This is a genomic window from Dyella sp. GSA-30 (genome assembly GCF_027924605.1).
Taxonomy (GTDB): domain Bacteria; phylum Pseudomonadota; class Gammaproteobacteria; order Xanthomonadales; family Rhodanobacteraceae; genus GSA-30.
Map to the genome: position 1 here is coordinate 471,364 of NZ_AP027042.1, position 24,883 is coordinate 496,246.

The 24,883-nt window shown below is 59.4% G+C and carries 23 protein-coding genes; 12 read left to right on the top strand and 11 right to left on the bottom strand.

The annotated features are described in order from the left end of the window. Positions 1 to 119: 119 nt before the first annotated feature. Complete coding sequence (locus QMG46_RS02170; RefSeq protein WP_281850803.1) at positions 120 to 989, bottom strand: HNH endonuclease; 870 nt, start codon at positions 987 to 989, stop codon at positions 120 to 122. A 294-nt stretch (positions 990 to 1,283) separates the two neighbouring features. On the opposite strand from QMG46_RS02170, the gene QMG46_RS02175 reads away from it, so the two are divergent. Then, a complete protein-coding gene (locus tag QMG46_RS02175) occupies positions 1,284 to 1,538 on the top strand; it encodes a hypothetical protein (protein ID WP_281850804.1) in 255 nt (84 codons plus the stop codon). 149 nt (positions 1,539 to 1,687) lie between these two features. Here QMG46_RS02175 and QMG46_RS02180 read toward each other — a convergent pair whose 3' ends face one another. Together QMG46_RS02180 and QMG46_RS02185 are read right to left on the bottom strand one after the other, a co-directional pair. After that, positions 1,688 to 3,181, bottom strand: coding sequence for a glycosyl hydrolase family 28-related protein (locus QMG46_RS02180; RefSeq protein WP_281850805.1), 1,494 nt, complete (start codon positions 3,179 to 3,181; stop codon positions 1,688 to 1,690). A 210-nt stretch (positions 3,182 to 3,391) separates the two neighbouring features. Further along, positions 3,392 to 4,468, bottom strand: coding sequence for a LacI family DNA-binding transcriptional regulator (locus tag QMG46_RS02185; protein ID WP_281850806.1), 1,077 nt, complete (start codon positions 4,466 to 4,468; stop codon positions 3,392 to 3,394). A gap of 342 nt (positions 4,469 to 4,810) precedes the next feature. Here QMG46_RS02185 and QMG46_RS02190 point away from each other — a divergent pair, with 342 nt between their 5' ends. Genes QMG46_RS02190 through QMG46_RS02225 form a run of 8 tightly spaced genes read left to right on the top strand, consistent with a single transcriptional unit; the run spans position 4,811 to position 13,205 of the window. Continuing rightward, positions 4,811 to 6,007, top strand: coding sequence for a Gfo/Idh/MocA family protein (locus QMG46_RS02190; RefSeq protein ID WP_281850807.1), 1,197 nt, complete (start codon positions 4,811 to 4,813; stop codon positions 6,005 to 6,007). Beyond that, the gene (locus QMG46_RS02195; RefSeq protein ID WP_281850808.1) at positions 6,004 to 7,221 is read left to right on the top strand and encodes a nucleoside permease; all 1,218 of its coding nucleotides are present in this window, start codon (positions 6,004 to 6,006) and stop codon (positions 7,219 to 7,221) included. Before QMG46_RS02190 ends, QMG46_RS02195 begins: the two co-directional genes overlap by 4 nt. 37 nt (positions 7,222 to 7,258) lie before the next feature. Beyond that, a complete protein-coding gene (locus QMG46_RS02200) occupies positions 7,259 to 8,146 on the top strand; it encodes a sugar phosphate isomerase/epimerase family protein (RefSeq protein ID WP_281850809.1) in 888 nt (295 codons plus the stop codon). A gap of 19 nt (positions 8,147 to 8,165) precedes the next feature. Beyond that, a complete protein-coding gene (locus QMG46_RS02205; RefSeq protein ID WP_281850810.1) occupies positions 8,166 to 9,857 on the top strand; it encodes a GMC oxidoreductase in 1,692 nt (563 codons plus the stop codon). A 12-nt stretch (positions 9,858 to 9,869) separates the two neighbouring features. Further along, complete coding sequence (locus QMG46_RS02210) at positions 9,870 to 10,460, top strand: gluconate 2-dehydrogenase subunit 3 family protein (RefSeq protein WP_281850811.1); 591 nt, start codon at positions 9,870 to 9,872, stop codon at positions 10,458 to 10,460. Then, positions 10,457 to 11,512: a sugar phosphate isomerase/epimerase family protein gene (locus QMG46_RS02215; protein WP_281850812.1), complete on the top strand. Its 1,056-nt coding sequence runs from the start codon at positions 10,457 to 10,459 to the stop codon at positions 11,510 to 11,512. Before QMG46_RS02210 ends, QMG46_RS02215 begins: the two co-directional genes overlap by 4 nt. Before the next feature lie 2 nt (positions 11,513 to 11,514). Next, a complete protein-coding gene (locus QMG46_RS02220) occupies positions 11,515 to 12,420 on the top strand; it encodes a hydroxypyruvate isomerase family protein (RefSeq protein WP_281850813.1) in 906 nt (301 codons plus the stop codon). 20 nt (positions 12,421 to 12,440) lie between these two features. Beyond that, positions 12,441 to 13,205 carry a 3-keto-disaccharide hydrolase gene (locus QMG46_RS02225; RefSeq protein WP_281850814.1) on the top strand — a complete coding sequence of 255 codons (765 nt, stop codon included), beginning with the start codon at positions 12,441 to 12,443 and terminating at the stop codon, positions 13,203 to 13,205. A gap of 214 nt (positions 13,206 to 13,419) precedes the next feature. On the opposite strand, the gene QMG46_RS02230 is transcribed toward QMG46_RS02225, so the two are convergent. From QMG46_RS02230 to QMG46_RS02250, 5 genes are all read right to left on the bottom strand, one after another. Then, complete coding sequence (locus tag QMG46_RS02230; protein ID WP_281850815.1) at positions 13,420 to 16,305, bottom strand: glycoside hydrolase family 38 N-terminal domain-containing protein; 2,886 nt, start codon at positions 16,303 to 16,305, stop codon at positions 13,420 to 13,422. Positions 16,306 to 16,429: 124 nt separating this feature from the next. Continuing rightward, complete coding sequence (locus QMG46_RS02235) at positions 16,430 to 18,001, bottom strand: glycoside hydrolase family 30 protein (RefSeq protein WP_281850816.1); 1,572 nt, start codon at positions 17,999 to 18,001, stop codon at positions 16,430 to 16,432. Positions 18,002 to 18,200: 199 nt separating this feature from the next. Continuing rightward, on the bottom strand, positions 18,201 to 18,668 hold the full coding sequence (locus tag QMG46_RS02240; RefSeq protein ID WP_281850817.1) for a GNAT family N-acetyltransferase: 468 nt from the start codon (positions 18,666 to 18,668) through the stop codon (positions 18,201 to 18,203). Between the two features lie 80 nt (positions 18,669 to 18,748). Then, positions 18,749 to 19,267 (bottom strand): cytochrome P460 family protein, encoded by a 519-nt coding sequence (locus tag QMG46_RS02245; protein WP_281850818.1) that lies wholly within the window; start codon positions 19,265 to 19,267, stop codon positions 18,749 to 18,751. Between the two features lie 25 nt (positions 19,268 to 19,292). Further along, positions 19,293 to 19,898, bottom strand: a complete 606-nt coding sequence (locus QMG46_RS02250; protein ID WP_281850819.1) for a TetR/AcrR family transcriptional regulator — start codon at positions 19,896 to 19,898, stop codon at positions 19,293 to 19,295. Positions 19,899 to 20,035: 137 nt separating this feature from the next. Between QMG46_RS02250 and QMG46_RS02255 the strand changes: the two genes are divergently transcribed. Together QMG46_RS02255 and QMG46_RS02260 are read left to right on the top strand one after the other, a co-directional pair. After that, on the top strand, positions 20,036 to 20,572 hold the full coding sequence (locus QMG46_RS02255; RefSeq protein WP_281850820.1) for a hypothetical protein: 537 nt from the start codon (positions 20,036 to 20,038) through the stop codon (positions 20,570 to 20,572). 257 nt (positions 20,573 to 20,829) lie between these two features. Beyond that, the gene (locus QMG46_RS02260; protein ID WP_281850821.1) at positions 20,830 to 21,180 is read left to right on the top strand and encodes a VOC family protein; all 351 of its coding nucleotides are present in this window, start codon (positions 20,830 to 20,832) and stop codon (positions 21,178 to 21,180) included. Here the strand turns inward: QMG46_RS02260 and QMG46_RS02265 are convergent. Then, the gene (locus QMG46_RS02265) at positions 21,150 to 22,085 is read right to left on the bottom strand and encodes an alpha/beta fold hydrolase (protein WP_281850822.1); all 936 of its coding nucleotides are present in this window, start codon (positions 22,083 to 22,085) and stop codon (positions 21,150 to 21,152) included. The genes QMG46_RS02260 and QMG46_RS02265 overlap by 31 nt on opposite strands. A 34-nt stretch (positions 22,086 to 22,119) precedes the next feature. On the opposite strand from QMG46_RS02265, the gene QMG46_RS02270 reads away from it, so the two are divergent. Then, on the top strand, positions 22,120 to 22,686 hold the full coding sequence (locus QMG46_RS02270; RefSeq protein ID WP_281850823.1) for a DUF922 domain-containing protein: 567 nt from the start codon (positions 22,120 to 22,122) through the stop codon (positions 22,684 to 22,686). A gap of 96 nt (positions 22,687 to 22,782) precedes the next feature. On the opposite strand, the gene QMG46_RS02275 is transcribed toward QMG46_RS02270, so the two are convergent. Together QMG46_RS02275 and QMG46_RS02280 are read right to left on the bottom strand one after the other, a co-directional pair. Beyond that, positions 22,783 to 23,715, bottom strand: coding sequence for a bifunctional helix-turn-helix transcriptional regulator/GNAT family N-acetyltransferase (locus QMG46_RS02275; RefSeq protein ID WP_281850824.1), 933 nt, complete (start codon positions 23,713 to 23,715; stop codon positions 22,783 to 22,785). A gap of 91 nt (positions 23,716 to 23,806) precedes the next feature. Next, positions 23,807 to 24,802: an aldo/keto reductase gene (locus QMG46_RS02280; RefSeq protein WP_281850825.1), complete on the bottom strand. Its 996-nt coding sequence runs from the start codon at positions 24,800 to 24,802 to the stop codon at positions 23,807 to 23,809. Between the last annotated feature and the right edge of the window lie 81 nt (positions 24,803 to 24,883).

The following is a 24,883-nucleotide window of genomic DNA, read 5'->3' on the forward strand; positions in this document are numbered from 1 at the left end:
GAAATTTGACATTAGAGCTGTAGACAAAGCGGCGAGTGCGCGTTTGCTGTGCCTCCTAAAGCCCAAGCGTGGTAGCAGAGACATCCATCATTCGCTTGGGTGACATGCTCGACTCCAAACTATGGACGCTTCAAGATATTTGTCCTGTGGAACTTAAGATACTCGCGTTGCTTCTCGTTGAAGTTCGCCTTTTTCAAGGCGGGAAGATCTATACCCATGCGATCCAAAATCTCTTTTGGAAGATCTGAAGAACAAATCAGATTTCCGTTGTTCTCAAAAGAGATCCATCCTTGATCAAACAGATGGTCAACATGAGGAGCCAGCAACAAGCCATTGTTCCCATCCACCCGCTCTTCCCCTTTGTCACAGCGAGACCAGGGCTTGATGTGACTAGCTCGAAGAAATCGCAGATCCTCAATCCCCGTGACTCGACACCGCTTCTCGACACGAAGGACGTTGTCCCGAAAGAGCGATTGCTTCGTACGAACTTCTCTCACGGAAAGCATTGTGGTCATCTCGATGCCAAGATCCATCCACACCCGAGGCTCTGCGGATTGCTGCTCGGCAATTCGCTCATCGTCAGGAACACGATGAAGCAAGAACACGATCGCCTTTCTTAGAGCGCCTCTGGATGTCGAAGGGGCATCAACCGTCTCCGTATCGGCCAAGGCGTACTCGCCCAAATAGCGATAGGGCCGGCTCTTTCCAAGTGATTGAAAAAGCAGAAGGCGCTTTCCATTCTTTATGTGATCGCGTATCGCCAAGTTGCCTCGAACGAACTGCATATCACCGGCTTGACCCTCGCCGTAGAGATGGAAACCTCTCTCGTCTACGAAATCCTCATATCCATGAGCCTTCCCGGCCTCGCCGGTGAAGAGAAAGATGAATTCCGAGCCACTAGGCGTTGAAATACCACCCTGGGTCTGGCCGCCAAACACCTCATGGATGTCTAGTCGCCGGTTATAGAGAGCCCCGATCTCAAACCCCATACCTTTGCCTCAGAGTACCCCTGTACTACTCCGAGTGCCGCGCTAATGGAGATCAATATTGTTGATTTCCAAACACTTCCCTATTTCGCGCAGACTACCCCTAACTCTGAGCCACGAGTCCAAGTGGCCAAGACTTTATACGAATGGTTATGGATTCTACATGCCGCTATAGCTAATGCGATATCTTTCATGAAGGACACTTCAGAGCCGAGCTCATGAACAACGGAGATGAAATGTCGCTCCAGCCAACTCAACGCCCTAGCTACGGAAGCTACGTGATGGATCAGGTATCAGATGATCGATAAGAAACTTCAGCCAGTTGAGTGGGCTGCATTCATGTACGAACTTGAAGACGCCCGTGAGCACCTCGGGAGCTTGATAAAGGACATCGAACAGACCCCAGACTATGACGAAGGTGATCTTCGCATTGACCTTGGCCATGTGTACGCTCATCTCAACAGAGCTTGGCGACGAAGCTCGAATGCGCTAGCCGACGACGCCTGGGAATCGGCATCCCGATTCCCAGATGATCTGACGCCAATTGGTTGACATCCACCTTCGGCTAAAAGCGACTGCTAGAATTCAAGAAGGTCCAATGAACACCTATATACATCGCACAAGGACTCGGATTTGTTAATGATGCGCTTGAATCACCGTTCAAATGGACCAGTCCCCAATGAATTGGTCAGCGCGAATTTTTAGTGCCCGATCCACGTCCACGAAGGACTGGTGGAGTAAGTTACGCTGATCGAGTCGCCCGGCTCGAGATCGATCGCGCCATTTGCAACGCTAGACGGGATGGCCTGCCCATTGATCTGCAGGGCCGTGATGTTGCCTCCAGTCATGTATACGCTACACCGCACACCCAAGTTATTGGTTAGCGTGGCACCAGAGGGCGGCAACGCCGGGGTTCCAACTGCGAATGGATTGAAACCATATACGCCACGGTAGTAGCTGCCAACCGTGTTGTACGCACCGGAATACTTGTTGGTGCAATTGGTCACGCTGCCTCCGCTTATCCGTATGTGGTCGCCTCCGGCAAAAACAAAAGCGGTGCTACAACCATCGACTATGCAGTTGTTGAGCTCAATGTAGGATCCGCCGTTCAGAAAAAATCCAGCGCCACCGGAGAATCCAGACACCGTTGTTGCGTTGAACGTGACGAACTGACCTCCGGGGTACACTACAATAGGGTTCAGATTGGTGAAGCCGCCTCGGGGCGTAATTGTGCCACCGTTGTAAGTTACGTACTTTGCCTCAACAATTTGAATCGCAAGCACAGTGGGCTGGTCGATATCAACGCCGTTGAATTCGATAACCTCGGGGAAAGCAGCCACTCCGCTTCCCTGCTTGATCACGATTCCCTGGGCAGGGTATACCCCAATGCATTGAGAAAATTTGCAGCCCTGACAGTCGTTCTCAATCACAATAAAACTCGCGCTCGCTGCCCCACCATCCGTTAGATCGCCAGCAATGACTTGGCTGAAATAGCTAGTGATGCCCCGTCGCAGGTAGATCGCAGCAGGGTCCATGACAGTCGAAACACCGGTGCCGCTATTGGAAAAAAGCAAGCTATTGACAGTTAAGTGATAGATGTAATCCGTATCCACGGAAGACCAGAAGCGGAACGTGCCCGCAGGATTACTGCTGTATCCGCGACTTACTACATCTAGAATCTGATGGTGTTGTCCCCGATCTATAGTCATGCTCTGCGTACAGCCAGCAAACAGAACTCGCTCCACGCAAGTCATCTCGCAAAGCGTAAAGTGCATCCCAATCACATTGGATTTAGATGTTTGAATGCCAAGGTCACACACTGTGATGTTGGCATACGCAAATGAACTTTGGATGCAAGAGAAGACCGTGATACCGCTGACACCAACAACAATCGTTGCAGAGCCTCGCCCCGATCCTCGAACCGTTACACCAACCGGTATCGTGAATCCCGCGCTGACCAAATATTCCCCATCAGGGAAAAATACACATATCGGGTAAGCCTGCCCCGACGCATATGTGAAAGCCGCCGTGATGGCCGCGGTATCGTCGGCGGTGCCATTTCCAACAGCTCCAAACTGCTTAACGCTTATGTACGTCGATGTCGATTGTGTTTGAGCATTGGCTTTGGTAGATGTAATAGCTAATGTGCCGCCAACGACGAGCGGGAGCGCTCCAACAAATTCTCGTCTTTTCATGATGCCTTCCTCACTGTCAGACGCAACCCATGATTCATATTGGAAGCGCCAATGTTTGCGCGCCTTCAACTCGTACCGCTAGGCACGAAGCACATTTGTATCAATCTTGACTGCGTTCAACCGGCGCCCGACGCACAGATCGAACTCATTAACGACGATTCAAAGGCCGTCACCTCAATGAATCCGCTCCATGGTTACGCTGCTTCGTCATCAGCGCCCACCCGCTCGCGGCGCAGTCGACCCCCGTACCACCAAATCAGCCGACAACACCCGCTTCCGCGGCGGCACCTCCGGATCGTTCAGCAGCTCGATCAACATGGTCATCGCCTCCCGCCCCAGCGCATTCTTCGGCTGAGCGACAGTGGTCAACGGTGGCGAGGTATAGCGCGCAAAGCGAATGTCATCGAAGCCAACTACCGAGACATCCTCAGGCACACGCAGCCCGTGTGAGATCAACGCACGCATCGCACCGATCGCCATCTCGTCGTTGGAACAGAACACCGCACTGAACGACTGCCCCTGCGATAGGAACAGGTCAATGGCGCGCTCGCCCGCTTCGATCGAAAAGTCACCGACGGCAGTCAGTGCTGGGTTCGCGGGAATCTTCGCCCGCTGCAGAGCAAGCTGGTAACCCTGCTCCCGATCCACGCAGATCGGGCTCGACGATGGCCCGGCAATGAAGGCGATATCCCGATGCCCCAGCGTCACGAGATAGTCGACCGCAGCCCCCGCCGCGGCAACGTTGTCGATATAAACGCTGGAGATCTTTTTGTCCTTGACGTACTCGCACGCATTGACCACTGGCAGTCGCCCATCAATGGGGATAGCTGGGACGCGGTGGGACATGGTGATGATGCCGTCAGCTTGGCGGGCGGCGACCATGTCGGCGTAGGCTTGCTCGCGCACCAGGCTGCTCTGCGTTTCGCCCAATAGCACCGAATAGCCGTTCTCGTGCGCCACCTGCTCGATGCCGCGGATGACCTCCGAGAAGAACGGGTTGGCGATGTCGGGTAGCAAGGCGATGATCAGGCGCGTGCGCGCGGTGCGCAGGTTGCGCGCCAGTGCGTTGGGCGTGTAACCCAGGCGCTTGACGACTTCGTGGATGCGCTGGCGGGTCTCCTCGCTGACGATCTCGGGGCGCTGCAAGGCGCGTGAGACGGTTGCAACCGAAACTTTGGCAATGGCGGCAATTTCCTTGACCGTCCGGACACGCGCAGGCTGCGGCGCAGCATTCTTGTCCGCGCCCTTCGCACCTTGCCGTTTACGCTTGGATCCGTCCGTACTCACGCGCTCCTATCCCCTTTGTCGCCATTGTGCCTGGGACGATACCAGCCGGTAGCGTCCGAGAACGAGATGTCCTGGCGGTCACCTCGACCGATATTTGTGCAATGCAATGTAATGGATTACATGAAATCGTTGCGCCTGCCTTTGCGCATCTGTTACATACACTGCCACATTTCAAGCGCTCTACGACGAAATCGCCTGTGGCGCTGAAGCAAAATCCAAACCTGTGAAGCAGCGAACACCAGTGTTTATGCGGATGTAATCGAATACATTTTTGCGACAGCGGTAGCTCGGAGGGGAAATGGCAGGCCAGTCCATAACGACCAGCGCCAGGGTGGGGACCCGATGAAGAAGCTCGGCATGGGGCTCGTCGGCCCTGGCTTTATTGCCGCGCATCACCTCGATGCCGTGCGTCGCCTGGGCGACGTCGAGATCGTCGGTATCGCTGGCTCCAGCCTCGAATCCGCAAAAAAACGCGCGCGCGAACTCAACGCCGGGCGCGGCTACGCGAGTTACCAGGAACTGCTGGCCGACCCCACCGTGCAGGTGGTTCACAACACCACGCCCAACCACTTGCACCGTGAGGTTTCCCTGGCGGCACTACGTGCTGGCAAGCATGTCATCTCCGACAAGCCGCTTGCCAGCAGCACGGGCGAAGCGCGTGAACTGTACGAAGCCGCGCGCCAATCGGGTGTCGCGCACGTGGTCACCTTTAACTATCGCGGCTACCCGCTGGTGCAGCAGGCGCGCGCGATGATCGCCAAGGGCAAGGTCGGCCCGGCGGTGTTCGTGCATGGCTGTTATTTGCAGGATTGGTTGACCGACGAGCGCGCGTATTCGTGGCGTCTGGATCCCAAGCTGGGCGGCGCCAGTTCCGCGCTTGGCGATATCGGCTCGCACTGGTGCGATCTGGCCGAGCACGTGACCGGCGCGCGCATTACGGCCGTGCTGGCCGATCTGCATACGGCGGTGCCGGTTCGCGATGTCCCAGCCGCTTCGCCCAAGGCTTTTGCCGGCGCGGCCAAGTCGGCGCCACGGCGCAAGATCAAGATCACCAGCGAAGATGTGGCCAACGTGCTGCTGCGTTTCGACAACGGCGCGCGCGGTTGCGTCACCGTGGGTCAGGTGCTGCCCGGTCACAAGAACGACCTGCGCCTGGAAGTGAATGGGCGTCTGGCCTCGCTGGCGTGGCGACAGGAGCAGCCCAACGAACTGTGGATCGGCCACCACGCGCAGGCCAATACGGTGCTGACACGGGATCCCGCGCTGCTCGATCCCGCTGCGCGCGGCTATGCGCATCTGCCCGCGGGTCATCCGGAAGCCTGGGCGGATGCGTTCCGCAATCTGCTGGCCGATGCCTATGCGTGGATTCGGCGCGGCGGCACACCTGAAACCAAGCCGGTCGCGCTACCCACGTTCGCCGACGGCTATCGCAACAGCCTGCTGGTCGAGGCGATGCTCAAGAGCCATGCCGCTGGCGGTGTATGGCAGCACGTCGAAGACCTTCTCGAAACACCACGCACCAAGAGGAAACGCGGATGAAATGGCGCCTTAGATTGATGATGCTGTTCGAGTTCGCGATCTGGGGCGCGTGGTACGTCACGGTCGGCACCTGGCTAGGCCAGACGCTGCATTTCAATGGCAAGGAAATCGGCGCGGTCGCGGGCACTACCGCGATCGGCGCGATGATCTCGCCGCTGTTTGTCGGGCTGCTGGCCGACCGGCTGTTCGATACGCGCCGCGTGCTCGCGATATTGCACATCATCGGCGCCGTGCTGCTGGTGGTCGCCGCGCAACAGAGTTCGTTCGCAACCGTTTACGGTGCCCTGCTGGCCTATAGCCTCTGCTACATGCCGACGCTGGCACTGACCACCTCGCTCGCCATGCGGCATATCAAGGATCCGCAGGAAGAGTTCGGCGCGATTCGCGTGTTCGGCACCATCGGCTGGATCATCATGGGGCTGATCGTCGGTGCCTGGGGCGTGGAAGCGACCGCATCGCCCTTGCTCCTGGCCGCCGGGCTGTCGGTGCTGATGACAGTCTATTGCCTCACCCTGCCCGCTACGCCGCCGCTCGCACGCAATACGCGCTTCGAACTGCGTCATGCACTGCCGCTGGAATCCCTGCACCTGCTGCGCGACCGCTCGATGGCGGTGTTTGCGCTCGCCTCGTTCCTGATCTGTATCCCGCTCCAGTTCTACTACGCCTTCACCAACCTGTTCCTCAACGAAATCGGTGTGGTCAACGCCGCCGGCAAGATGACCGGTGGGCAGATGTCGGAGCTGTTCTGCATGCTGCTCATCCCCTGGTTCTTCCGCCGCCTGGGCGTGAAGTACATGCTCGCCGTCGGCATGCTGGCCTGGGTGGTGCGCTATACGATGTTTGCCTACGGTGCTCCCGGCAGTCTGATGTGGATGCTGTGGCTGGGCATCATCCTGCACGGCATCTGCTTCGACTTCTTCTTTGTGGTCGGCCAGATCTATATCGATCGCGAGGCACCTTCCGCCTTGCGCGCGGCAACGCAGGGGCTGATCACTTTTCTGACCTACGGTCTGGGCATGTTCGTCGGCTCGTGGCTGTCCGGCGTGGTGGTCGATACCTATGCGCGCACCAACGCGCAGGGTGCTGCGACACATGATTGGCACGCGATCTGGTTGATTGGTGGCGCTTGCGCGGCCTTCGTTCTGGTCTTGTTCGTGCTGCTATTTAAAGATCGCAAGGCGACGGCGGGGACCCCTGTCACCAGCGCCACGTGATTCGACACTCCACCTGCCCCTCAGGGAGAAACCGTTAATGATGACTCGCAGGCAGTTCCTGGCCCGTTCCGCGCTTTGTGGCACGGCGGCGTGGCTTACCCTTGGCACGCCGGGAAAGATCCTCGCCGCCAGCGCCAAGGGCAAGACGCTCGGCATCCAGCTCTATATGGTGCTGAAGGCTTACCAGGACGACCCCAACGGCACGCTCAAGACGCTCAAGTCGATCGGCTACACCGAGATCGAAGCCATCATCACCAGCACGGCCAAGACGCTGCGCGATCAGTTGAACGAAGCCGGCCTGCGCTGCCCCAGCATGCATTTCGACAGCCTGGGTTTCGACGCCGGCGTCGAAGCCGCGCACGTGCTCGGCACGCAGTACATCGTCAGCAGCATGCTGCCGTCGATCATGCAGAAAGAACTGGCCGCGCAGGGCAAGAGCGCGCCGGAGCCGACCTACTCGCTCGACGAGGCCAAGCGCACCGCGGAGTACGCCAACCGCCTGGGTGAAAAAGCCAAGCAGGCGGGTCTGCAATACGCGTATCACAACCACCATCTCGAATTTACCGACGTGGGCGGTGGGCAGACGTTCTACGACGTGCTGCTCAAGGAAACCGATCACAAGCTCGTGCAGTTCGAGCTCGACTGCGGTTGGGTGCACGCGGGCGGCAAGAACCCTGCCGATTACTTCAAGGCAAATCCTGGCCGCATCCCGCTGATGCACGCCAAGGATTTCCTGCCCGGCGGCGCCAAGGATTATCCGGGCGCGGAACTCGGCCGCGGCACGCTCGATTACAAACCGATCATGGCGGCGGCGGATACCTCTGGACTGAAGCATTGCTTCGTCGAGCAGGAAGGCCCCTTTAGCCGCATGAGCCAGCTCGACGCCGCGCGCGTCGATTACGCCTACCTGCGCCCGCTGCGCTGAACTGTCTTAAGGGAATCGCATGGAAAAGAACACATACGACGCCATCGTTGTCGGCACTGGCGTCAGTGGCGGCTGGGCCGCCAAGGAACTGACCGAGAAAGGGCTCAAGACCCTGGTGCTCGACCGTGGCCCCATGGTCAAGCATGGCGACTACCCCACCGCGATGAAGGCGCCGTGGGAGCTGCCGTACGCCGACGAGCCGACGCAGGAAGACATCGCGCGTCATCCCAAGCACACGCGCCCGTCGTTCTACGGTATTACGCAGTCCACCAAGCACTGGTTCGTCGACGACATCGACAACCCGTATGAAGAAACCCAGCCGTTCGACTGGTTCCGCGGCTATCACGTCGGTGGACGCTCGCTGATGTGGGGCCGGCAAAGCTATCGCTTCAGTGAGATGGACTTCGAGGCGAACGGCAAGGAAGGGGTCGGCGTGGACTGGCCCATCCGCTATAGCGACCTTGCTCCCTGGTACGACTACGTCGAGCATTTCATCGGCGTCAGCGGGTCGACCGAACATCTTGCGCAACTGCCGGACGGCCAGTTCCTCAAGCCCATGGAACTCAACTGCGTCGAGAAGGATTTCAAAGGCAAGCTGGACGACAAGTTCAAGCGCAAGCTCATCATCGGCCGCACCGCCAATCTCTCCGAGCCGCTCAAGCACGACAAGAGTCCGCAGCGTGGGCAATGCGAATATCGCAACCTGTGCATGCGCGGCTGTCCTTTCGGCGGCTATTTCAGCAGCAACTCGTCAACGCTTCCTTCCGCGGAGAGAACCGGCAACATGACGATCGTGACCAACGCGATTGTCTACGAAGTGATCTACGACAACGCCAAGGGCAAGGCGACCGGCGTGCGCGTGCTGGATGCGGAGACCGGTCATCAGACGGAATACTTCGCCCGCGTGATCTTTCTCAACGCGTCCACCTTCGGCACCACGCATATCCTGCTCAACTCGGTGTCGAGCCGCTTCCCGAACGGCTTCGGCAACGACAGCGGCGAAGTGGGCCACAACATCATGGACCATATTTTCGGCAACGGCGCGCGGGCGCTGGTCGAAGGCCATGAAGACCGCTACTACTCCGGGCGCCGGCCCAACGGTTTCTATATTCCACGCTACCGCAACGTCGGCGGTGACAAGCGCAACTACCTGCGCGGCTTCGGCTACCAGGGCGGTGCGAGCCGCAGCGACTGGACGCGGCTGGTCAACACGCCGGCGATCGGCGACGAACTCAAACATGCTGCCGAGAAGCCGGGCCCCTGGTGGGTATCGATGATGGGCTTTGGCGAAATGCTGCCCAATCACAAGAACATGGTGACCCTCGACCACAGCAAGAAGGACAAGTACGGCTTGCCCGTGCTCAACTTCGATGCGATACACAGGGAGAACGAGACCCTGATGACCAAGGAGATGCTCAGCGACGCCGTGGAGATGTTTACCGCTGCCGGCTATCGCGATGTGAGCACCTTCTCGATGCAGGCCAATGTCGGCGCCGGCATCCATGAAATGGGTACCGCACGCATGGGCCGCGACCCGAAGACCTCGGTGCTCAACGCGTGGAACCAGATGCACGCCTGCAAGAACGTCTTCATTACCGACGGCTCGGCCATGGCCTCATCCGCCTGCCAGAACCCCTCCCTGACTTACATGGCGCTGACCGCACGCGCGGCCAGCCACGCCGTGGAAGAACTCAAGCGCGGCAATATCTAAAGGAGACGCGCCATGAACCGTCGTGAATGGTTGAAAAGCATGTCCATGCTAGCCGTCGGCGCCTTTGCCGCGCCGTCGCTGCTGGCCGTGTTCGATGCGCACGCCGCATCGCAGAAACCGGGGGCAGCGCCTCGATTCTTCAGCCCGCCCCAAGGCAGCGTGATCGGCGGAGTGGCCGATATCATCATCCCGCGTACCGATACGCCGGGTGCGATCGATGCGGGCGTGCCGCTGTTTATCGATCAGATGTTCCATGACGTCTATACCAAGGCCGATCAGCAGCGTTATCTCACCGCGCTGGCTGCGTTCGACCAGGCGGGCGGCAAGCCGTTCATGCAGCTCGACGAGGCGAAGCGCAAGGCGCTGGTGACCAAGCTTCATAACGAAGCAATAAGCCATTCGAACCACACCACGTTGGCACCCGCTGCCGACTTCGTGCTGATGACCAAGAAGCTGACCATGCTGGGCTTCTTCATGTCCGAACCCGGCTGCACGCAGGTGCTGCAGTACGTCGCCGTGCCCGGTGGCTACAAGGCAGATATACCGCTGTCCGAAGCCGGCAACGGCAAGGCCTGGGCGGTTGAAACGGAATTGAAGATATGAAAACGCTCAAGGGTCCGGGCATCTTTCTTGCCCAGTACGCGGGAGATGAGGCACCGTTCAACACGCTCCCCGATATCGCGCGTTGGGCAGCGTCGCTCGGCTTTGTCGGCGTGCAGATCCCCAGCAACGATCATCGGATGTTCGATCTGGAGCAGGCAGCGGCGAGCAAGACGTATTGCGACGACATCGCGGGCATGCTGGCCGAACATGGGTTGGCGGTGACCGAGCTGTCCACGCATCTGCAAGGCCAACTAGTAGCCTCGCATCCTGCCTACGACCGCTTGTTCGACGGCTTCGCGCCCGCGGCATTGCGCGGCAACACGTCAGAACGCCAGGCTTGGGCCGTGCAACAGCTCAAGCTTGCAGCGAAGGCTAGCCAGCATCTCGGCCTGACCTCGCATGCCACTTTCTCCGGCGCGCTGGCCTGGCATCTGTTCTATCCGTGGCCGCAACGCCCCGCCGGGTTGATCGAGGAAGCGTTCGCGGAACTCGGCAAACGCTGGCGACCCATCCTCGATGCCTTCGATGAAGCCGGTGTCGATGTCTGTTATGAGCTGCATCCCGGTGAAGACTTGCACGACGGCGCGACCTTCGAGCGTTTTCTCGATGCCGTCGGTCAGCACCCGCGCGCCAACATCCTCTACGACCCCAGCCATATGGTCCTGCAGCAGATGGACTATCTGGAGTTCATCGACTTCTATCACGAGCGCATTCGCGCGTTCCATGTGAAGGATGCTGAGTTCCGCCCCAATGGGCGCGCGGGCGTCTATGGCGGTTACCAGAGCTGGATCGATCGCCCCGGCCGTTTCCGCTCACTGGGCGACGGGCAGATCGATTTCGGTGCGATCTTCAGCAAGATGGCGCAATACAGCTACCCAGGTTGGGCCGTGCTCGAATGGGAGTGCTGCATCAAGGATGCCCAGCAAGGCGCGAAGGAAGGCGCGGTGTTTATCCGCGACCACATCATCAAGGTTACCGAGCGCGCGTTCGACGATTTCGCCGCCACCGGCAGCGACCGCGCGTTCAATCGCGACATCCTGGGACTCACCTGACCATGACAACCACCTCTCCCGGCATCAGCCGCCGCACCGCGCTCGGCCGCATCGCAGCCGCTGCGGCGGCGGTCGGCGCCATGCCGTTGCTTGCTTCCGCCGATACCGTCGCCGGCAAACCCGCTCCCGAGAAAGCTGGGCCCGGTCGCCTCAAGCAGTCGTTGAGCCGCTGGACCTCCAAGGCGCCATTGCCTGAACTGTGCAAGCACCTCAAGTCTCTTGGCTTCGTTGGCGTCGATCTGCTGTATGCGGACGAATGGGCGACGGTGACCGACAATGGTCTGGCGGTAACGATGGGTTATCCCGCCAAGCGCGATAACTTCATCACGATGGGTTTCAACGACCCGGCCAATCACGCCGCGCTGTTGAAGGAACTGGAAGCGACAATTCCGTTGGCCAAGCGCGCCGGCCTGACCAACATGATCACCATGTTCGGCAACCGTAAGGATGGCATCGACGAGCGCCAGGCGATCGACAACTGCGTCGCCGGCCTCTCCAAGATCGAGCCGCTCGCCGCGGAGAACGGCGTCACCCTATGCGTGGAGCTGCTCAACAGCAAGGTCGACCACCACGGCTATCAGGGCGACAGCACGGCATTCGGCGTCGCGGTGATGAAGGGCATCAACTCGCCCAACGTCAAGCTGCTCTACGACATCTATCACATGCAGATCATGGAGGGTGACGTAATCCGCACCATCCGCGACAACATCCAATGGATCGGCCATTTTCACACCGGTGGCGTGCCGGGTCGCCATGAGATCGACGGCACCCAGGAGCTCAACTACCACGCCGTCGCCAAGGCGATCGCGGATCTGAATTTCCAGGGTTACATCGCGCACGAATTCATGCCGTCGCGATCGGACCCGTTCGATTCCTTTGCCGAGGCGTTCAAGATATGCACGGTATGACCTTTCATCGAGGAATGGCCTTGAAACAGAAAAGCGCTGTGGTCCTTACCCTTTTCGTTCTCGCATCGTCCGCATGGGCGCAGACCGATCCCAAGGCGACCGAGCAGTGGGAGCCCGAGCCCAAAGTCATCACGGCGGGCAAGCAGGACAGTGCGCCGCCATCGGACGCCGTCGTGTTGTTCGACGGTCGCGATCTCACGCAATGGGAAACATCCAAGGATCATTCGCCCGCACTGTGGAAAGTGCACGATGGTGTGGTGACTGTCGAGAAAGCCACGGGCAACATCCAGACCAAACAGCACTTCAAGAACTACCAGCTGCATCTGGAATGGCAGGTACCCACGGACATCACTGGCGAAGGCCAAGCGCGCGGCAACAGCGGCGTGTTCCTCGCCTCGACCGGGCCCGGCGACGAGGGCTACGAAGTTCAGATCATGGATTCGTTCAAGAACAAGACCTATGTCAACGGGCAGGCTGCCAGCATCTATAAACAGACCGCTCCCCTGGTTAATGCCATGCGCCCGCCGGGGGAATGGCAAACCTACGACATCGTCTGGACGGCACCGGTATTTGCCGCCGACGGCACGGTGAAGTCGCCGGGCTATGTGACGCTATTCCATAACGGCGTGCTGGTGCAGAACCATACCCAGCTTAGCGGCGAGACCTTTTATATCGGCAAGCCGAAGTACAAGCCGTATACCGACGCGGCGATCAAGCTGCAGGCGCATGGGGATCATTCGCAGCCGATTAGTTTTCGCAATATTTGGGTGCGACCGCTGGATTGATCGCGTCTTTGCATGATTGTGCGTTAAAAGAGCGCCCCCTCACCCCAACCCTCTCCCCCGGCGAAGCCAGGGGAGAGGGGGCCTACTGAGGGAACCTCAATGTTTCGCATTTGCGCAACCTAGCTCCCTCTCCCCTGGCTCTGCCGGGGGAGAGGGTCGGAGTGAGGGGGGCTTTTTTGTTAAGGCGAAAGATCCGCACGCGCGAACATAAACCTCAACCACTGCGCGCCGTCGTTCTCACCGTCACTAGCTCGCTCGCCACCATCGAAAACTCATTCGAAAGCGCTTCGAGCGATTGTTCTGCAAGATTGCTCCGTGTCGTCTTACCTACCCGCGCACCTTGCGACCATGTCATACGCGCGTTCGCCGTCTTGCCCGATGCATTGAATAGACGAACGATCCACGCCTTGCCGTCGTCACTTGGCTTGAACTCCTGAACCAGAATGTCCGAAGGCTCGACCTGCAATAGCGGTTCGTGGGAAATGGCCGTTTCCGTTGCGCCAACCACCACCAGCGGCTGGCTCAGGCCGGTGGCGAACCGGCTTGCTTCGGCAAAATCCGCACCTCGATGCGGCCTTAGTGCATAACGGAAGGTAACGGGACCTTCCTGCCAGGCGCGGTAATTGGTGCCCCAGTGATTGTTCATGACCCACGAAAAGAATGTCTGGGTCGGGTCCAGATGACGCATCCACACTTCAGGATTGGTCTGCGAATTCAGCTTCGTAGCGGTAATGCCGCCGACCTCGATAAGCGGTGCATCGAGTGTTACCCAGGTGACGCCAACGGACGCATTGGAAACATCGACCCAACGGCCTACCGGCATCCAGTTCTTGCACGAGCCCGGGAGTTGATCGAGTTCCGGCCGAACATGGGCGAAGGCGCCATCCACGGTCAGCTGCCCATCCGGTACGGCGAATGGAAAGGCGAACTGCAGGCTTTCCTTCAGGACCGGATGGCGGCCGTTCTTGTCCGCCGTCTTTGCATAGTCGGCACGCTGCTTGTCGACGGTGTTGTAAAGCTCCAGAAAGTCCTGATCGGCGGTAAGACGGATACGTCGTACAAGGCTCTTGCACAGCGGAGCGCTCGATGCCACACGCAAGGTGACAACCAACGGCCCGTGCTCCTCGACGGTAATCGTTGCGGCCCCGCTCTTGCCGAGATGCTGAACATCCTCACCTTGCAGCAGCACGAACTCGTTCAACGCCCATCCGGCCCGGCTGTCGACCAGATTTCCGTTGTCTCCATCCATCGTCAGCTCGGTGATGTCGCCGGAGACGGGATCCATGCGCGCGCGAAGCAAGCTATTGCGTAATTCACCATCTTGAAACACCACGGGTGATGACGGCGCGGCAGGCGATCCCGACGTCACCGTGAAGCGAGATGATCCGAACCCAGCAACCGAAGGAATCAGAACAGCCAGTTCGCCGCTCGACAAACGTTGCGAAGGCAGAGGATGGCCATGCGCATCGACGACACGATCGCCGGCTGTTGAAAGCGCAGGCGAGATCAGCACCACGCCGCCGCGCGTCCAGGAAGAAGTGTTGATGACATCAACGCTTTTCTGCCTCGCGCCGGCCTTCTTGTCCGCGAGCGCAAACAGCGCCTGCGACTTGCGCTCGCCCTCCAGCGCAAACTCACGTTTTACGCTCCATTGGTTGACCGTCATGGCGGCCTCCGGCTGCGTTACGCTCGCAGCCGCACCCCACGTGTGCTCGGAGTAGAGCAACACATCACGCCAGGCATCCTTGAAGGAAGCCGCTTTGTAGGCGTCAGGATGAGTCAGTGCAAGCAAGGTTGCCGCCTGCGTCAGGCGGTCCGCCGTGTTTCGGTTGATGGCCGTCTCAAGCGCGGAAGACGCCGCGCCATCTTCCCAATAAGGCGTCAGGTCGCCTTGCAGCTGCGGCAACTGCCCACCGTAGCGCCGTTCGAACGCCGCGAACGCTGTGCTCGTCGATGCGATCGTGAACTTTGGCCATTCATAGGTCTCGTTCCACGTGCGGACAAATTCCGCGATGCCGGGATCGGGTTCAGCGTTGTCGCCGTGTCCAGCCCAGCGGACGTAAGAGATATCGTAGGGAAAGCGGACCTCGTCCATGCGTTCCTGGTACGTGCCGACCCATTCGTCGTTCGCCGCCATGACATGCGACATGGCGTACCCGGTCCATGGGATCCAGAACAGCACTTTGTCCTTTCCGGATTTCGAGACCCACCAGAATGGCTTGTCCTGCAACGTGTCCATAAAGCGACCGATGCGATCGAAGTAGTTTGGCGCCGCGGAGAAATAGCGGATGCCCGCCTGGGCCATCGCGTCGACAGTGCCCCAGGTATAGCCGGGCACGTCGCTCATCATCGCCGAGTCGATCTTTATGCCGGTAGCATCGGACAGCTCGGTGCCATAGCGGAACAACTGCAACAGTTCCTCGGGCCGGCACAATCCTGTCAGCTCGTTTGCATACGACCCGTTGAGCGCGATCCACCCCTTGCGGACTGCATCAAGAAACTCGGCCTTCTCCGTCGCGGATTTGCGCTTCATATACAGGTCCGCGCCCCAGAGCACTTCGAGATTCCACACGAAGCGCGACCCTTCGGGATAGCCGGCTGTCTTGCGCGCCAGGTCGATGCCCAGCGCGATATTGCGCATCTGCCTTTCCTCGACATCGGCCTGCATCTCGGTATAACCCAGGTCATGATGAGAATGAGGCAGCACATAGACCTGCATCTTGCGAACGGGCCGCAACGCAACCGACTCATTGAGAACGGCACGGCCCAGACGGACAGAAACGGAGACGTTTGCAGGCTGAGACACGGGATCGACAAAAACGTCGAACGTCTGCTTGCCTGCGGCCAGCGATCGTCGATCCACCTCGACACCATCGATCGACGTGATCACCGCATCGTGCGCGGCGTCGGATTCGAGTGTGAGACGGATCGGTTGCCGTAGGCTCCCGGCGACACGCCGAAGGCCTCTGATGGGCTGGGCGATTTTCGCGACAGTCTTGTCAGAAGCTGCAGCTTCAGCGGCCGCCGAAATGAATGGCCGTCCAAACGCTACCGCACCGGAGAGCAGGGACATACCCTTGAGCAAGTCGCGACGATTCATACCGATTCCACCTCGCAAGGACATCGGAGTATCCCAACGAGGAGCGCATTTGTCACGATCTAAACCGGGCTTTTTTGGCATTCGTGCCAAAAGATTCCCGTCATGGCGCAACCAGCAGATGCGTCTAGTTCACTCCGTCGGCATCATCTGGCCGCTGCCTGCCCTTCAGCCACCAAAGCGCGCGCCGTATCACTCCGATGCCCTGATCCGGACTCCACACGAAGGTCACCACGCTTTGCGCTGGCACCGTGTACTCGAAGCGGTAGTTGTCGTCCGCGACAGACATGGGGTGCGCTTCCTTGTTGCTGTTCACCAGCACCAGCACGATCGAACCATCGACCGTATTCTGGAATGCCACATTGGCGATGCCCTTGTCGGTTTCGGTGGACCTCACTCGCAGGGCGCCGGGTAAAACAAAGCGGCTGAAATGCGCTATCGCGTAATAATAGTCGTTGCGGCTCACCGCTCCGGTACGCGAGTCGATGGTAACCATGCCTTTACAGGTGGCGCAGCCGCCAAAATGCGGACCGTAATTCTCGTCGAGCGCCAAGTTCCAGTAGATAACGCCACGGGCCCACTGCCTGATTCCGGCGATCAACAGATCGCGCGAAAACCACAGCAGCTCGCCGTGAACGCTCGACGCCCAATCGCCGCCGGAACACTCGGTGATATAGGTATCTTTTTGAGGAAACGCACGATGCAGTCGGCTCTGGGCATAGGGGCTGCCCTCATAGCAATGCCAGGCGACGCTGTCGATGTAACGCGCGGCATCCGGGTCGGACAACACGCTCGATGGCTGCTCGGGGTGGCTCCAGTTGTGGTCCCATTCCATGATGCGTGTCGCCGGCTTGCGGCTTGCCAGCCTGGGGCCGACGTATTGCGCGATCAGACGCGTCCGCTGCTCCGCCGTCATGCCCATGCCTGGATAGGTGAGCGGCACGAAGGCGGGTTCGTTCTGCAAGGTCAGCGCAAAGATCGGAATCCCATGGCTACGGTAAGCGTCGATGTACTTGACGAGGTAGTCCGCATAGACGCTTTCGTACTGTTCCAGCAGTGAGCCGCCAATAAGGTTCTCGTTGCTCTTCATCCATGCCGGTGCGCTCCATGATGTCGCGACGATGTGCAGCTGCGGGTCGATGGAAAGCACCTGGCGCACTGTCGGTATCACGTCGAGCAAGTTCGGCGCGACATTGAAATGCTCGAGCTGCAGGTCGGTCTGACCGGCGGGGACATCGTCCAGGGTGTAAGGCTGCAGCGAGAAATCCGAGGCGCCGATGGTCAGGCGCATCATGTTCAGGTCGATATTGGGCGGACGCCCATACAGCTCGTGCAGCAGCGCATCGCGCTGGAATGCATTGAGCTTGTTCTGGATCAGCCACGCTGACGAATCCGTCATCGCCGCTCCAAACCCCACCATGGCCTGATACGTCTTGTGGACATCGATAACCACGTCAGCGTCCGACGAGCCGCGTGCGCTCATTTCGATGTCGGGCTGCTGCATCAGTTTCAATCGGCGATCGGCCGTGCTCACCCACAGCTCGACCGTAGGCATTATGGGCCGGGCCGGTAGGGCGACCTTGGGCGCTGCCGCCAGCTGCCTGGAAGGCAAGGGGTAGAGTGCCGCCAAGGTGACCAGCACAAGGCCGGCGATAAGCGCGATGGTGATCCGACTGGAACCCGCCTCCTGTTCATCCATGGCGCGTGCGAAGCTCTTTGTCCATGAGGCGGTTCACTTGGATCACAACGTTCCTTGGCTCGTCAGAACGGATAACGGTGTCGATTTTCGAAGCAGGCCAGGCTCGCTCTTCCCGCCCCTGGGCGCGACCACGGCGCCACGGTTGCAGCATAGCGAACTTGACTCCGCTTCGGCCTTGATGGAAGCCTCGAATAGCCGTTCAGGGCAGGGGCGGTAGCGTCAGATGAAAGAACTGGTTGAAGTCACTGGCAACGTAGTCGCCGAAGGCATCGCCCTTGGCGAAACCAAAGCGCCGATACATGGCGATCGCAGGATCAAACGCTTCGCCAGAGCCGGTCTCCAGGCTGAGCCGCTCATAACCGCGCCGTGTCGCGATAGCGAGCACATGGTCAAGCAGCGCGGCAGCGACGCCCCTGCGCAAATGCTGCGGCGCCGTACGCATCGACTTGATCTCGCCATGGGCCGGAGAAAGCTCCCGCAGCGCGCCGCAGCCAAGCAGCTGTTCGCCGTCCCATGCGGTGAAAAACGAAATGTCCGGGCGCTTCAGGCCGGACAGATCCAGCGCATAGACGCTTCCCGGCGGGGAGTTTCCCTGCATGCTTCGAAGATGGAAGCCAAGCAGGTCAATGACGCGCAGGTCGTCCAGGTCGCCATCGGAAATGATCATGCGCAAGGCCTCGTGGCAGGCCGCACGTTTTTCGGTAAAGGATGCATCGGCAAGATCCGCTCGTCAGCGATGGCAATTCTTCAAGGCGAATAACGCGTAAAGAGAAAGTCGCGATCCTTCACCGGCACATGGCAGCCATAGCAAGCCTGGACATCCACATGCGTGGACTTGCCACCGCTGAACTGCGTGTAGCCCCAGCCACCGGTCGACGCATAGTCGTGCGAATTCTTGACCATGAACTGGACGTTCGTGGGGGTGCCCGCGACGAATGACTGGGCGCGGCCAAAGGCGCGATTATTTTCCTCCGACGGCACATAGCTCCATGCGATGCGGGCAATGATGGCGCCGTCCGGGAAGGGCAGTTTTCCTTCGCGATAGGCTTTGACGGCAATGTCGTTGCCGAGAATGGCGCGGATGTCGTTGAGCTTGCCTTCTTCGTGAGCTACGGAGATCAGCTTCCAGTCGCGATATCCGGAGGGGAGATTGCCTCCGAAGACCGAGGTGCTGTCGTAACTTTCGTCTGCTGCCCACGAGAGCATGGCGCCGCCGAGGCTTATCACGGCGGTGGCGGTCACAACGATGGCCTGGATAAGTTTCATGAACTGCCCTTCCCCTTGATCGATATCATCGACGTGCGCGAGATGCACCGCTTTTGTTCTTACCCGACGGCGCGAGCCTGTTCAACCCGTTCGCAACAATGTCGGCAAAGACTTGCGGATCGCCATAGGCACGCGCGGCGAGCATGGCGCCGTAGACCATCGCCATAAATACTTCTGCCTCCTGACGAGCCGAGCCTTGCAGCTCGAAGCGGCCCATCTGCGCGCCCCGCGTGAAGACGATTTCCAACCAGTTCGACAGGTCGCGGAAGTGCGCGCGCACATCGTTGGCAAGCTCGCTGGGCAACGTGGGCAGTTCGCTGGCGAGCATGCCCGCCACGCAGAACGGTGCCGACGCATCCGCGATGCACTTTTCCCAGTAGCCGGTGTACATGCGCAATTGCTCATCCGGATCGAAGGCGCCGCCCGCCAGCATGCGCGTCTGCTCGACGATCACCGCGCGGGACTGTTCGATCACCGCATGAGCCAGGTCGGACTTCGCCGGGAAGTGATGATGGATGCTGGCCTTGCGTACCTGTACCTCTTCGGCGACATCGGCATAGCTGAAGCCGTTGTAGCCCCGGGTCTGGATGAGGTGCCTGGCCGAGTCGATGAGTTTTTGCTGGGTCGTCATGGGTGCAATCCTACCACTTGGTAGGTAGTGGTGCAGGGGCCCTTCTCGGTCCGTTAATTCTGAGGTGTCAGTAGGATTTAGTTGACACGAGTATCTACCTACTAGTAGGTTGATGCCACTCTTACGGATACCTCCCCATGAACTCACTTCGAAACTTCTACTTTCTGCGCGCCGGTGTCGCCTTCGTCTGGGTCGCGCTCGCCTTCCTGTCTGCTTCCGCGCCGATGCCCGTCGCGGGCGTCTTGCTGGTGCTTTACCCGCTGTGGGATGCCGTAGCCAACGTCATCGACGCTCGACGCAACGGCGGTCTTCAAGCCAACCCCGGGCAGAAATTCAATGCGCTCACGAGCGTGATCACCGCAGTGTGCATGGCGATAGCCGTTACCCTGCGCGGCAACGCAGGAGGCGTGCTGGTGTTCGGTATCTGGGCGCTGCTGGCGGGGCTCTTTCAGCTGGCGGTGGGCATTCGGCGCCGCAAGCTCGGCGGCCAGGTTTTCATGATGATCAGCGGCGCACAGTCGGCCTTGGCCGGTGTCGTGTTCTGCATCCAGGCTTTTCATGTCGCGCCAGGTATCGCTCAGCTTGCACCGTATGCGGCGTTCGGTGGCGTGTATTTCCTGTTGTCGGGGCTTTGGCTTACTTTCAAGAAAAGCAGTGTTGCGCCTGCTCAGTGAGTAAACGAGTGGCTCGCGGCTGAAGCCTTGAGAACCTCACCGTTATCGTCATCCCGGCGCAGGCCGGGATCCATTCCTCAGTCCTCGCATGTCAGGCAGCAGGTGGCGAGCATCGGCGTTGAGGAATGGATTCCGGCCTGCGCCGGAATGACGGATAGGAAAGGTGTCAGATATCTCCTGAAGAATCATGGAGCACAGCATGCACCGCGCCGTGCAATAGATAACAATGACGCCTCGCCTCTCTTCCCGAGCCCGTCATGTCCCGCGCCGATCAACATCACCGCATCGATTACCTCGAGTTTGCCGTCGCTTCCATCGAGGCCGCAAAAGCCTTTTATGGCCAAGCGTTCAACTGGACATTCCAGGATTACGGCCCCGATTACTGCGAGTTTCGCGACGGCCGACTCACGGGTGGCTTTTACCATGGCACACCGCAGCCAGGTGGCGCGCTCGTCGTCCTGTACTCGAACGATCTCGATTCAACGCAAGCTGGCATCGAAGCCGCCGGTGGCCGCATCGTCCGTCCCACCTTCGACTTCCCGGGTGGACGACGCTTCCATTTCACAGATGCCGATGGCTACGAACTGGCGGTCTGGTCCGAGGCTTGAGCAAGCACCGATCGAAGGAACGATCTGACCACCCTTTCAAAACGCTCGGGTTGGTCATAAACAAGCCCATGGCCAGCATCTCGTATCTGCTCGACCTTGACGCGCGGGTTCAGGTCCTGCAGTTCTCTTGCCGTTTCCATGGACACAACGGCGCCGTTATCCCCAACGATCAGCAGGATCGGGACACTCAAGCTGCTCATTAACTGACGGTACTCAGGGTTGGGTGGCGTAAGCACGTCAAATGCGGCGATTCGAGTTTTCAATCTCGCCTCGACAACAAGTTCGACGACGTCGGGCGGGCGCCGCGGATGTCGAGCCCGCGCTTGCGCCAGTACATCGGCCTTGTCCGAACCCAGAAGTCGGCGATGCTGCTCGACGACATCGCTCGCATGGACTTCGCGCTGGCGCTCAGGGTGCAGAAACGTAGGGTCGGCAAGGACGACACCGCGAGTGGCCACTGTGCTTTGGCTCGCCACGACGGTCGCGGTCATACCGCCCATCGAATGTCCCAGCAAAAACGGATCGGCTAGTCCTAGCCCATGAATAAGCCCGACGACGTCGCTCGCATAGTCTTCGTAGCGATAGCCATGGAGCGGTGTGCTTGAACTCCCATGCCCCCTGGCGTCGGGCATCACAACGTCGTACTCATCTTCGAGCGCCCACGCCAAACGGCTCCAGCAAGCGCCGTCGCCGGTCAATCCATGGAGCAAAACCAAAGGAGGCTTCGACCCGCCGGTTCTCACGTAATGGATATCGACGCCGTTTGTTTTGCAAATGCCGGTCATCCAGCTCGTCACTGAAGAGCTCCACTCGAAGATGGTCTGTATCGTCAGGCCAGACAAGCTGATGACTGTAACCAATCCGGCATGGCCCGTCTCGTTGCTGTCGACCAGATTTGCGGGCAAGCTGGCTAGGTAGGCTTTTGATCCGGGGGATAGCTTGCGTAAAGCAATGTTTATGGCGGCAGCGATTTTCTGTTCGGGCTTGCACGCCACGGACGCGACAGAACCATTGACGATCCATACCTATGATGTACACGGGTCGACGGTAAACGAGATTGCGCGCGACCTGGACAGGAACAGTCCGCTCATTCTGCAGGGCCGTCGGATGCAAGGCGTAACCGAATGGAAGATTCAGACCGCCTATCGCTGGCGAATCGATGGAAGCCGCTGCGTGCTCGAGCAGTTCGACGCAACGCTGAAAGTCGACATGACGTTGCCCCACTGGGTTCAGCCCAAACGCCCTTCACCACAGCTCGTGCAGCAATGGGAGCGCTATATCGCTGCGCTAAGAACCCATGAGAATGGGCACTTTGAAATAGGCGAAGACGCACAACAGGAGATGTTGGCTCGCGCGAAATCCCTTGGCCCTGCAGCCGACTGCCAGATACTGGCCCAGCAGATCAACGATCTTATCGCTGCGGTCATCGATGCTCATCACAGGCTGGAGCTCGAGTACGACGACAAGACGAATCATGGCGAAACGCAAGGCGCGCATTTCCCTTAGATGCGGGGCTTATGTCGCTGATGCCCACCGTAAAAAGAGCCACCGCCAGCGTCCTCCCGCTCGTCCCTCCAGACAAAGCCATTGACCGAGGTCTGGTTAGAGATCCCGCATCCAGATCTGACCCACCAGATCGTGGCCAAAACTATGATGACGCTCCTCTTTGGCAAGCGTAAAGCCAGCCGCTTCGTAGATGCGACGCGCCGATGTCAGCACATCGTTGGTCCACAACATCATCTTGGCGTAACCGGCGGCCTTCGCGAATGCCAGGCATTCGTCGACAAGGCGTTTGCCGACGCCCAGGCCGCGGCCCTTCGGATCGACAAGCAGGCAACGTAGTTGAGCGACGGTGGGGTCGTCAGTATTGCGAACGATGAATACGCAACCTACTCGCTCGCCGTCCACTTCGGCGATCCAGCAACGTTCCGTTGCAGGATCGTGCCTGGTCGCAAACTGGGCGAACAGCGTGGCGACCAAGGCTTCGAAGTCTTCGTTCCAGCCGAATTGTTCGGTGTAGATCTGGCCGTGGCGTTCGATAGCCCAGCCGATGTCACCGGCGCGGTGCTGTCGGATGGTCACGCTGCCATGGCCGACTTCAGGCGACAGTGTGCGCTGGACGCCCTGCATCAGCAGCAACAGCCGCTCGCGTTGCGCCGGCGACAGCTTGGACAGTTGTTCGGCCGTGACCGCATGAGATTTTCGATCGAGTTGCCGAAAAGCTTTCTTCCCTTCCGGGGTGAGTGACAGAACGATCTGCCGGCCATCCTGGGCGGATGGCTCGCGATGAATGAGGCCCTGCGTGACGAAGTTCTGCACCATGCGGCTCAAATAACCCGCATCCAGGCCCAGGGTGTCGCCGATCTCGCGCGCCGTCACAGCCTTGCGGGTACCTAGCTCGAACAGGACGCGAGCCTGCGTCAACGAGAACGGGCTGGCCAGAAGACCTTCATCGAGAACCCCGATCTGCCGGGTATAAAACCGATTGAAGCTGCGAACGGCTTCAGCCTGGTCGCTCAGTAAATTTCCGGTCATGGCGCACCTCACGGGAGAGGCCCTATCTCACTCCATATAGTTGACTTAGTCAACTATATGGTAGCCGTGACCGGATCCCGCATCTCATCCTCTATTTGCCCGCGTCACCGCGGCGGTACTCGATGGTGACCTCGTCGAATTCGGCTTTGACCGATGCCGGCAAGGCATAGTCGGCGGCGGTCAATGTGTCGCGCAGTTGCTCCGCACGACTCGCGCCCAGAATGACCGAGGTGATCGCGGGGTTGGCGAGGTTCCAGGCGATCGCCAGTCTAGCCAGCGGTTCGCCGGTTTGAGCGGCGATATCGCGCAGCTTTGCGATGCTCTCGAACTCCCGCTGATGCCAATAGCGTTGCTGATACATGGCTCCGAACTGTCCGAGCTCGGCCGAAAAACGCCCTGTCTCGGGGCTGTCCTGCAACTGGTAGCGATCGGTCAGCAACCCACCCGCGAGCGGGTTGAATGGAATCACTGCAAGATGCTCTTCGGTAGCCAGCGGCAGCAGTTCGCGCTCGATCTCGCGAAACAGCAGGTTGTAACGGGGCTGCACCGAGACGTAACGCGCCAGTCGCAGCGCATCCTGGCGGCCAAGCGCACGCGCCAGCCGATAAGCCAGGAAATTCGATACGCCGATATAGCGCACCTTGCCGGAACGCACGATCGCATCGAGTGCTTCGATGGTTTCGTCGAGCGGCGTCGCTGCATCGTCCATGTGCAGTTGATAGAGGTCGATGTAATCGACCGCCAATCGCCGCAACGAGGCATCCACCGCGTCGAGCAGATGCTTGCGTGACGTGCCTTGATCCCAAGGCAATGGCCCCATGCCGCCGCCTGCCTTGGAGGCGAGAATGAAGCGGTTACGCTTACCCTTGAGCCAGCGCCCGGTGAACTCCTCGGAGCGGCCGCGCTCATCGAAACCGACGCCCGCCGGATACATGTCCGCGGTGTCGATGAAATTCACGCCCGCCTCGGCGGCCATGTCGAAGATCCGGAAGGACTCGGCCTCATCGGTCTGTTTGCCGAAGGTTCCTGTGCCCAGGCAAAGGCGCGAGACAGTCAGGCCGGTGCGGCCGAAGGATGTGTATTGCATGGCGGCTCTCAGGTGGGAATGGCGGGTCGTTGTCTTTATGTAACGATCGCTATATTAGGCCCGACCGGGCGACGTTGTATA